The organism is Nonomuraea sp. B5E05 (genome assembly GCF_039880665.1).
In the GTDB taxonomy this organism is placed as follows: domain Bacteria; phylum Actinomycetota; class Actinomycetes; order Streptosporangiales; family Streptosporangiaceae; genus Nonomuraea.
Genome location: NZ_JBDPMJ010000054.1, coordinates 19,824 through 28,178, shown reverse-complemented (window position 1 = coordinate 28,178; position 8,355 = coordinate 19,824). Strand labels below are relative to the sequence as shown.

The window sequence follows — 8,355 nt, the reverse complement described above, 5'->3', positions numbered from 1 at the left end:
CTCTTGACACCCCGCTCAGCCCGCCATGTCTCCACGACGAACCGGGGCCTGCTACCGGGCGCTCCGATGCTTACCCGGACGGGACTTTCACCCGCAGGCCTGGACCAGCTTCCAGGACGCAACATGACCACGAGCCTAGACGGGTCGTACCGATGCGGAGACTCCCTCGAAGTCGGCGCTGCGGGCGGTCTCGGCCCACCGCTCGACCTCGTCCAGGCCACGCCGGTAGGCACGCGAGATACGCTCGACCGCCTCGCGTCCGAGCGGCAGCCGCAGCGGCACCTCGTCGCCGTGCACGAGGGACACGATGATCTCGGCCGCCCGCGCCGGGTCACCTTCCTGACGGCCGTCGGTCCCTGCCATGTCCGCACGGATGTCGGCGAGCACGTCCCGGTAGGTCGCGGACGGCTCGGTGAACTCGAGCACGTCGCCCCCGTTGAAGCCGGTCCTGAACCGGCTAGGCTCGACGAGCAGCACGCGGATCCCGAACGGTGCCACCTCACCGGCCAGGGCTTCGGACCAGCCCTCGAGGGCGAACTTCGACGCGGAGTACGCCGACACCCCGGGGAACGACGTCCGCCCGCCCTGGCTGCTCATCTGCACGATCGTCCCGGTGCCCCGCTCACGCATCGCGGGCAGCGCCGCCCGTACGAGCGCGGCAGGGCCGAACAGGTGCAGATCCATCAGCTCACGCAACCGCGCGTCGCTGATCTCCTCAACCGCTCCGACCACGGCCCGGCCGGCGTTGTTGACCAGCACATCGAGCTGACCGAAACGGTCGAGGGTGTCGCGTACGAGGTCCGCGGCCGCGGCGACGTCCCGGGCGTCGAACTTCACGATCAGGCAGCTGTCCGGGTATTCGGCCTCCAGATCGGCCACGCTCTCGGGCCGGCGCACCGCCGCGACCACGCGGTCACCGGCCTCGAGCGCCGACTCCGCCAGTGCCCGCCCGAAACCGCGGGACGCGCCAGTGATGATCCAGGTCTGTGTCGTCATGGCGGGGACGTTATGCCTTCGAGCGCGCTCGAACGCAAACCGGCGCGACCACCGAACAAAAGATCGCGCCGTCGCCAGGACCGGCAACGTTATGGCCCTGCCTTCGAACAGGCGGGCTCGTTAGTGAAACCATATTTGGTTGCCCAAGAGTCGGATTGTCGCGTGTGGTCACCAATTCGACGGGGGATAGGAGTCCACGTGCGCTCTGCTGCGGGCTGGCGCTTCGATGGCTTAGGAGATCCGATGACGCCGCAAGAAACCGATCTGGCTTCTCTGATCGACAGAAGCGGAAACGGCCGGCCCGTCATCCCCTTCGAGGGATATTCGATGGATGACATGAACAACCGGGATCATCAACTCCTGGTCCAGTCCCCCGAGTCCATCTTCTCCATCAACAAAGCAGATATCACCAGGGAAGAGCGGCTTGATGGCGACCGGGTCCGGCTATGGGTGACGGCAGGGGCCCGCGCCCTACGGGTCAGCCCTTGCGTCCTGAATTCTTCGTCGCCCTTCACTGCGGTCAGGGAATATGCGCCGCCAGTGGCGCCCGACGGCTCCCCCGGCGCCCCGGTGCGCGAGGACATGGAGAACATCCCGCCACCCCCCTCCGTGTACGTTCCGGGCGCACCAACCGCCGCGCGGGTGGCCACGCCGCCGCTTTCCGAGGTCGGGGAGAGATATAACGCCCGCTGCTCCGGGGGCGACTCTTATGAGAACAACTGCGCCCATTTTCTCTCGGACGCTTTTATTCGCGCCGGATACAACGAACTGCTGCCGCCCAACGACCACATTGCGGCCCGATGCCCGTCGAAACGCCCGATCCGGGCCCGTAACATGTGGAGCTGGTTCAAGGCGAAGGCGGTCAGGACCAGCCGCGTCGTCGAGGAGAACACCGGCTGGTGGGCCGTTTTCCAGATCGACGGCTATTGGGGCGGCCACGTGGTCCTGCTGGACTCCGACAACATGAAATGGTACGGCACTGCGTGGCATTCGGATCACAATCAGTACCTTTACCAGTGGTAGTCCGCGGCTGGGCTCGATAGCCGAGAAATCCAGGCCGCGCACAACGGCTCCTTGCGGCAGTGGGCGTGGCGGCGATATCCGTAGCGTCGTCGGTGGCCGGCTCGACATCGAGGCCGCTGCCGACTACAACGAGGTGGCGGGCGCCGAGTGCCGAAGCCTTACGGTCGTGGAACCGAAGCGCAAATCGTGCTGGCGCTGGAGCCAGGCGCGCCGCGCCCAGGCGTACCGTCCCAGCAGCCGCGCTCCTCTTTTGGCCACCCCGTAGCGCCAGCTCCCAGAGCGTGCGTCGCCCTGCCCCCTGGCCTCCCTGCGTTGCAGCTTCTGCGCCCGGAGCACCTCGGGCTCGCGCTCGGTCTGGATGGCGCGGCAGGCAGCGTCGATCGCCGCCGGGTCCACCGGGCCGCCCGCCAGCGGAACGAGATGGTTCGCGGCCACGATCACATCGCGGAGCGCAAGATTGATGCCTTGCGCGCGTACCGGCGACATGGGGTGTGCCGCATCTCCCAGCAGCAGCACCCCAGGTGCCGACCAGGAGGGCGCATGCCCGACCATCACGTTGAGCCGGATGGGCCCAACCACCTGGTCACGGCTGCCCAGCACGTGCTCGGCCAGCCAGCCGGGCGCTGACTGCACGGCGGCGTCGAGCCAGCGGTCTCCGCGGAACTCGGCCATCGCGCCCTTGGGCATGATGAGTCCGCACTGCAGCAGATCGTCCCATGAGGTGTAGGCGATGAGGGGATGCCGGCCCCGCCGCACCATGATGTGGAAGTCGCATCGTTCGCGCAGTGACGGCGGCGCCGGAAGTTTGAACCACAGCACGTCGTAGGCCTCGTGCGCCCGGGCCAGCGTCAATCCGCTGCGGGTGCGCACCGACGAGCCGCGCCCGTCGCAGCCGACGACCAGGTCCGCGGGCCATTCCACGGCCGCGTTCTCCTGCTGGGCCCGCACCCCTGCGATCCGGCCCGTCGTGTCCCGCACGACGTCGGCGAAGCGGGTGGCCGGGTGATAGGTGAAGGCGGGCCTGGTCAGCGCCTGCTCTATGACGCGCTCCAGGAGCTCGGCGGGCGATGCGACGCGGAATGCCTGCTCGCCGATCCGGTCGACCGGTTCGGGGATGGTGAACACCTCGTCGCCGTCGATGAAGATGCGCCACGTCTCGACCAGCCGACCGGGAATCTCGGCGAGCAGCGGGCCGAGGCCCATCTGGCCCAGCGCGTCGAGCCCGAGCGGCATGAGGCCTTCGCCGCGGAACACCCCGCCGCTGGACGTCTCCCTTTCCAACAGGCGAGTACGCACTCCGTGCCTGGCCAGCAACATGGCGAGCGTCGCGCCCGCCGGCCCGGCCCCGACCACCACGACCTCCACGTCGCCTCCTTCTTCCGCCTGGATGACGGCGTGGCTCGACTTTAAAGCAACTCTGCGTTGCATGCAACGTCGAGTTGCTTTAAGGGCGTCGAGCTGCCTTACTGGGAACGGTATGGAAGGCTCACCCTCACCACGGCGCCGCACCGGCGGCCGCAGCGCCCGCGTCACCCAGGCTGTGCACCGCGCCACGCTCGCCGCCCTCACCGCCAAGGGGTTGGCCGGCTTGTCCATCGAGGACATCGCCGCCAGAGCGGGGGTCAACAAGACGACGATCTACCGCCGTTGGGGCACCCGCGAAGCACTCCTGGCCGACGCCCTCAACGCGGGCACGACACGTCAGATCGCAATCCCCGACACCGGGAGCGTCCGCTCCGACCTGGCGGCGCTCGCCCGGCAGGTGCGCGACACCATCCTGGCACCCACCAACCGGAACCTGATGGTGGCGCTCGCCACGGGCGCCGGCCACGAGACCCTGGCCGACCTGGGCCCGCGCTATTGGGCCGGCCGCTTCGCCGCATCCCGCCCGATCGTCGAACGCGCGATCGCCCGCGGCGAGTTGCCGCCGGACACCGACCCCGACACGCTGATCATCCAGGTCGTCGGCCCGCTCTGGTTCAGCGTGTTCGGGCCAGGCCGGGTCCCCGACGACGCCTTCGTCGACAGGTGCGTCGACATCGTCCTCATCGGCACCTCACACCACGCCTGACGGCAGGGTCCGGGTGCGCCTCCGTCACGCGGACGGCTCGCGCCCTCGGTTGTGTGAGCGCGGCCTCCGGGGTCTCCGGCTCGTGATTCCATGATCACCTATGGACGCAGCCGAAACGACCGTACGCAGGAGATGGCTCAAGCTCCTCGTACCCCTGCTCGCCATTTTCCTCCTCCTTGGAGCGGTGGGCCTGTACCAGCTGATGAACGCCCGGACCTTCCAGCTGGCGGGAGAACTGACCGACCGCGTGACGACCGACGAGAAGGTCGTCGCCCTGACCTTCGACGACGGCCCCGACGAGCACACCCACGAGATCATCGACGTCCTCGCCGAGCAGCGCGTTCGCGCGACGTTCTTCGTCGTCGGCACCCACGTCGAGGCCCGGCCACAGGACGCGCGGGCGCTGGTCGCCGCAGGCCATCAGCTCGCCAACCACACCTACAGCCATCGGCGCATGGTCTTCGTCTCCCCCTCCACCGTGGCGAGTGAGATCGAACGCACCGATGCGGCCATCCGGTTGGCGGGGCAGCGCGGCGAGATCCTGTTCCGTCCGCCGACGGGCAAGAAGTTGCTGGTGCTACCGCTGTATCTGGCCGACAACCGGAGGCGAACGGTGATGTGGGACGTGGAGCCGGACTCGGGCAAGAGTCCGACCGCCCCCGAGATCGTCGCGGCTGCACGCGAGCAGACGAGGCCAGGATCGATCATCCTGCTCCACCCCTGGTACGGCAGCGGGCAGAACACTCGCGAGGCCATCAAGGACCTGATCGCCGGCCTCCGTGAGCAGGGATACCGGTTCGTCACGGTCTCAGAGTTGCTCGCTCTGCAACGTCGCTGACCTGACCATCGCCGATCTCGTCGGGCACGCGGGCAGCGGCGTCACAGAAGCGGTCGGGCTTCAGGCGAGGTCGAGAATCGGGATCAGCTGCTCCTCCTCATACGTCAGATGCGCTTCGAGCTCGTCGACGAGCCGCTCGATCTCGGCCCGTACCTTCAGCGGATAACCGTAGCGGGGCTCGGAGGGTACGGCGCTGTGCCAAGTTTCCTTTAAGTAAGCCAACTAACTCAGAATCGAGAGATCCATCGTGATCGTTGTCACGGGAGCCACCGGAAATATCGGCCGCACGCTGGTCCAGATCCTCGCCGAGCAGGGCCACGAGGTGACCGCCGCCTCCCGCCGCATCACCGATGGCGACGTGCCGCCCGGCGTCCGCGCGGTCTCCGCCGACCTCTCCCAGCCGTCCGCCGACCTGCCCTCCGCGGCGGATGCGCTCTTCCTGCTCGTCGGCGGGGACCTGATGATGGCCGGCGACCCCGCTCGGGTCGTCGCCCCGTTCGCGGGTTACGGAAAGATCGTCCTGCTCACTTCCCCACGAAGGCCATCTACGAACTGACCGGCCCCATGCCGACCACCCCACGCCGGCGCGCGGCCGCCATCGGGGACGCCATCGGCGAGCCCGTCGCCTTCATCGACCAGACCCAGGAAGAGGCCCACGCCCAGATGCTCACGTTCATGCCCGCCCCGGTGGCCGACACCACCCTCGACATCCTCGGCACCCCTACCGTCCGCGAACGGACCGTCAGCCCCGATGTCCAGGAGATCCTCGGCCGTGCTCCCGCCCCCTTCGCCGACCGGGCCAAGCGCAACGCCACGGTCTTCCGCTGATGCCAAGCCCTGCGGCCAGGAGCAGGCACCCCTGACGGGGATGAGCCCGCGCTGCCCGTGGTGCGGCTGGAACTGCGGTTGGTGACGGAGCTCCTGCGCGACCGCCCTGATCGGTACGAATCCCTCCTCGACCACCTGGCGGCGCACTCGTTCGACGCCGAACTGCTGGGAAGGGCCATGGACGCTCACGACCTCCCGCCGGAACGCCGGCATCTCGTCAACGCCCGCCTCACCGGCGTGTCCCGAAGCTGACTCCAGAGTCGCGGAGCCGGTTCAGCGGACTCGGTCGTAGACCAGGGCCATCACGCCGAGATCGCCGGCCTCCTGGTAGGTGAGCCGCCACTTCGACGGCGGGAGGCCGTCGTCGAACAGCCGCAGCCCGCCTCCGGCGATCTCCGGGATGAGGACGAGGTACATCCGGTCGAGCAGGTCGGCCGACAGCAGCGCCTTGGTGACGCTGGGGCTGGTGTTGACGAGGATGTCGCCCTCGCCGTCGGCCTTGAGCTCGGAGACGAGATCGGCGGCGGGGGCGTTCACCACGCGGGTCCGTTCCCACGGCGCCTCGGTCAGGGTGGTCGACAAGACCACCTTCTCGGTGTCGACCAGCCACTTGGCATAGCCGCGGTCGCGCGGATCGGCGTTGTCGTCGGCGGCGACCGGCGGCCAGTACCCCATGAACCCTTCGGCGAGGACCCGGCCGAGTACGGCGGTGGTCGCGTTCTCCCGCATGCGGGTCATCTGGTCTCGCGCCACGTCGGTGGTCGCGTACGAGGCGAACGTGGCGAAGTCGGTGGGCCCGCCGGCGCCGTGGTAGCGTCCGTCGAGGCTGATGACCAGGTTGGCGGTGACTTTGCGGCCAGCGGTCTGCTCCGTCATATCGTGCTCCTTGTGTCGCTGTCGTGCTCGGTGCCGTCGGTGTTGTGGGGATCTGCGGCGAGGGCCGCCGTGAGTCGGTCGAGGCTCTGGCCGAAGCCGATCTCGATGCCGGCGATGAAGTCCGCCGAGTCGGTGGTGCTGTCGGTGATCCGGTAATGGACCTCCAGGTCGGCGCCCGTTTCGGTGTGCCGGAGGTCGAAGTCGAGGTGGCCGGTGAAGGCGAGGCCGCCGTCGGGTAGCAAGGGGGAGAGCCGGTAGGCCAGGTGCTCGCCGGGGCGTACGTCGTCGACGACACCCTGCGCGCGCCCGACGACCAGGTCAGAGTCGTCGAGGTCCTCGGCATCGCGGTATTCCAGGACGATCCGCCCGCCCGGTCGCGCCTCGAACACGAACTCCGAGACGCGCAGCCCGTCGGGCGCCCACCAGCGGGCGAGTGGCGATGCGTCGGTCAGGTGGCGCCAGATCTGCTCGGGGCGTCCTGTCAGAGAGCGGCGGAAGCGGAACGAGCGGCCGTCGGCCCATCCCGGCGCCCGCGCGGCCTGCCGCTCGGCGTGGAGGCCTACCCCGTAACGGTCATACGTCTCGCGTGGGCCTCCGCCCCGGTCCGCGGTGTCCGCGAGCCGATGCAGCACAGCCGCCAGATCCCGCAGAGGGCCGGGCTGGAGCGCGTACACGCGACGCTGGCCGGTGCGCTGGGAGACGACGACACCTGCACGTTCGAGGGTCTGCAGGTGCTTGGTCGTCTGCGGCTGACGCGCCTCGGCGAGTTGGGCCAGGACGCCGACCGACCTGGGCCGCTCGGCCAGCAAAGTCACGAGCCGCCAGCGGGCCGGGTCGGCCAGTGCGGCGAGGAGTGCCTCCATGAGTGAGAAGTATTCACTTCAAAGAATATTCGTGTCAAGGAATATTTGGGACGATCGGCATTGAGGAGCACAGGGCCGCGTCCGACTGGCCAGCAGGCGACGGTCGCCGGCGTCGTCGGCCAGCAACTCGCCGTGGATTCCAGCGGCGAGGCACTCCGGGCCGGTCGTCGCTGCTGTCGCCGGCAAATCCGTCCGCTCCTCGGTCGGGCCCCGTGAGGTTGCATCCGGGCCGCCCTCGAGAAGGCTGGCCTCAGCGGCGCCCCGCCTCCTTCGATTGCGCGGTCTGCGCTACGAGCTCGTCAAGCATGCCGGCGGCATTCGCGGCCGGCACCGCGCTCGGCGTGAAGGAGGTGTGGTCCTGGAAGTCGTCGGCGAGGGTCAAGGCGACCGTCGTGGGCATGGCGACGACTTCCAGGTCGCCGAGGATCTGCCGCAGGTGTTCGACGGCTCGAGTACCGCCTTGGATGCCGTAGCCGACGAATCCCGCGGCCTTGCCGTTCCACTCGGCGTACAGGAAGTCGATGGCGTTCTTCAGCGCGCCGGGAACCGAGGCGTTGTACTCCGGGGTCACGAAGATGTACGCGTCGAAGGTGCCGATCTTCTGTGCCCAGGCATGGGTGTGAGGGTGACTGTAGTGGCCGGCGCGTGGCGGGACGGGCTCGTCCAGATGGGGCAGCGTGTAGTCAGCGATGTCCACGACCTCGAAGGTCGCGTCGTCGCGGCGGGCGGCGAGATCGTGCACCCAAGCCGCGACGGCTTCGGCCTTGCGGCCCGGGCGGGTGCTGCCGACGATGATCGCCACCTTCGGTCTGCTGGTGCGTTGGGATTGGTCGGCGGCGGGCGGTGGGATCGTGGATCGC

12 protein-coding genes are annotated in these 8,355 nt (G+C 68.7%); 6 read left to right on the top strand and 6 right to left on the bottom strand.

The window, feature by feature from the left end:
- Positions 1-135: 135 nt before the first annotated feature.
- Positions 136-996 (bottom strand): SDR family NAD(P)-dependent oxidoreductase, encoded by an 861-nt coding sequence (locus ABGB01_RS44740; RefSeq protein WP_347780327.1) that lies wholly within the window; start codon positions 994-996, stop codon positions 136-138.
- Positions 997-1,194: 198 nt separating this feature from the next.
- Here ABGB01_RS44740 and ABGB01_RS44735 point away from each other — a divergent pair, with 198 nt between their 5' ends.
- Positions 1,195-2,019: a hypothetical protein gene (locus ABGB01_RS44735; protein ID WP_347780325.1), complete on the top strand. Its 825-nt coding sequence runs from the start codon at positions 1,195-1,197 to the stop codon at positions 2,017-2,019.
- A gap of 123 nt (positions 2,020-2,142) precedes the next feature.
- On the opposite strand, the gene ABGB01_RS44730 is transcribed toward ABGB01_RS44735, so the two are convergent.
- A complete protein-coding gene (locus ABGB01_RS44730; RefSeq protein WP_347780324.1) occupies positions 2,143-3,384 on the bottom strand; it encodes an FAD-dependent monooxygenase in 1,242 nt (413 codons plus the stop codon).
- Between the two features lie 112 nt (positions 3,385-3,496).
- Here ABGB01_RS44730 and ABGB01_RS44725 point away from each other — a divergent pair, with 112 nt between their 5' ends.
- Both ABGB01_RS44725 and ABGB01_RS44720 read left to right on the top strand, forming a co-directional pair.
- Positions 3,497-4,090: a TetR/AcrR family transcriptional regulator gene (locus ABGB01_RS44725; protein ID WP_347624603.1), complete on the top strand. Its 594-nt coding sequence runs from the start codon at positions 3,497-3,499 to the stop codon at positions 4,088-4,090.
- A 100-nt stretch (positions 4,091-4,190) separates the two neighbouring features.
- Positions 4,191-4,928, top strand: coding sequence for a polysaccharide deacetylase family protein (locus ABGB01_RS44720; protein ID WP_347780323.1), 738 nt, complete (start codon positions 4,191-4,193; stop codon positions 4,926-4,928).
- 60 nt (positions 4,929-4,988) lie between these two features.
- On the opposite strand, the gene ABGB01_RS44715 is transcribed toward ABGB01_RS44720, so the two are convergent.
- A complete protein-coding gene (locus ABGB01_RS44715) occupies positions 4,989-5,150 on the bottom strand; it encodes a hypothetical protein (protein ID WP_347780322.1) in 162 nt (53 codons plus the stop codon).
- Between the two features lie 25 nt (positions 5,151-5,175).
- On the opposite strand from ABGB01_RS44715, the gene ABGB01_RS44710 reads away from it, so the two are divergent.
- Genes ABGB01_RS44710 through ABGB01_RS44700 form a run of 3 tightly spaced genes read left to right on the top strand, consistent with a single transcriptional unit; the run spans position 5,176 to position 6,008 of the window.
- Positions 5,176-5,484: an NAD(P)H-binding protein gene (locus ABGB01_RS44710; RefSeq protein ID WP_347780321.1), complete on the top strand. Its 309-nt coding sequence runs from the start codon at positions 5,176-5,178 to the stop codon at positions 5,482-5,484.
- Between the two features lie 8 nt (positions 5,485-5,492).
- Entirely contained in the window at positions 5,493-5,756 is a 264-nt protein-coding gene (locus ABGB01_RS44705) for a hypothetical protein (protein ID WP_347780320.1), read from the top strand.
- Between the two features lie 57 nt (positions 5,757-5,813).
- A complete protein-coding gene (locus ABGB01_RS44700; RefSeq protein ID WP_347780318.1) occupies positions 5,814-6,008 on the top strand; it encodes a hypothetical protein in 195 nt (64 codons plus the stop codon).
- 21 nt (positions 6,009-6,029) lie between these two features.
- On the opposite strand, the gene ABGB01_RS44695 is transcribed toward ABGB01_RS44700, so the two are convergent.
- The 3 genes from ABGB01_RS44695 to ABGB01_RS44685 all read right to left on the bottom strand — a co-directional run bounded on the left by ABGB01_RS44695 (position 6,030) and on the right by ABGB01_RS44685 (position 8,297).
- On the bottom strand, positions 6,030-6,632 hold the full coding sequence (locus ABGB01_RS44695) for a dihydrofolate reductase family protein (protein ID WP_347780317.1): 603 nt from the start codon (positions 6,630-6,632) through the stop codon (positions 6,030-6,032).
- Complete coding sequence (locus ABGB01_RS44690) at positions 6,629-7,495, bottom strand: metalloregulator ArsR/SmtB family transcription factor (RefSeq protein ID WP_347780315.1); 867 nt, start codon at positions 7,493-7,495, stop codon at positions 6,629-6,631. Before ABGB01_RS44690 ends, ABGB01_RS44695 begins: the two co-directional genes overlap by 4 nt.
- Positions 7,496-7,745: 250 nt before the next feature.
- Positions 7,746-8,297 carry an NAD(P)H-dependent oxidoreductase gene (locus ABGB01_RS44685; RefSeq protein ID WP_347780313.1) on the bottom strand — a complete coding sequence of 184 codons (552 nt, stop codon included), beginning with the start codon at positions 8,295-8,297 and terminating at the stop codon, positions 7,746-7,748.
- Positions 8,298-8,355 lie beyond the last annotated feature (58 nt).